The organism is Vibrio sp. Y176 (assembly GCF_033438945.1).
Window position 1 is genome coordinate 1 of the sequence record NZ_JAWOQS010000232.1, and the last position, 878, is coordinate 878.

The 878-nt window shown below is 47.8% G+C and carries 1 protein-coding gene; it reads right to left on the reverse strand.

Annotation, left to right across the window (positions count from 1 at the left end; translation table 11 throughout):
* Positions 1-878 (reverse strand): hemolysin family protein (locus tag R7O13_RS25265; protein ID WP_318304995.1); only part of this gene is annotated, 878 nt, incomplete at both ends.

Below are 878 nucleotides of genomic sequence, written 5' to 3' on the forward strand. Positions count from 1 at the left end.
TCAGCAGAGGCAAGCCTTTCCTCGATTCCGGTACAAAGCGCGGATGTTTGAGCAATTTACCGAGTCTCGAAACAGACAGGTGGTCGTACTCATCAAGCAATACTTTTGAGGAGATGGTACCGATGATGTTATCTAAACCACCTTTGCACACTGGCCAAACTGAGTGTTGAGTTTGACGTAGGTGTTTGAGAATCGCATCCAGCGGCAAGTTGGTGTCCAAAAAATGGATGTCGCAGCGCGGCGTCATTAAAGACAGGGCTAAACGATCATTGAGGTGCAGTAGCTTGCGGATCATCAGTTGTTCTTGCGGTTCGATGGCTCCTGATTCCGAACCTTCATTGACGACGGCAAAGATGTCTTCTTCTGTGACGATTTCGCCTTGGTTTTCGTTTTGGCGCAGAAGTTTAAGTAATGCGTCTGTCGACACAGTAAGTAAGAACACAAAAGGTCTGGCAAGTTTGGCTAACCAATGAATCGGATAGGCGACAACAATTGCGATGCTTTCTGCGTTGTTTTGTGCAAAACGTTTTGGCACGAGCTCGCCGATGATGATCGCGAAGTAAGTGATCAAAATAACAACGCTGGTGGTCGCAAGAATGGTGGCGACTTCGCGCTCTAGCCCTTGGGCAACGAGCCAGTGTTCAAAAGGAATGGACAGCGTCGCTTCACCAAAAATGCCACTGAGTAGACCGATGGCAGTAATGCCGATTTGGATAGTCGAAAGAAACTGGGTAGGGTTGTTTTTTAGTTCTAAAGCGAGCGCAGCAGGTGCGTTGTCTTCGGCCATCATTTTTAATCGGCCGCTTTTCGCCGCGACTAACGCGATCTCAGACATAGCGAAAATGCCGTTTAGTGCGATCAATCCAACAAGCAATAAA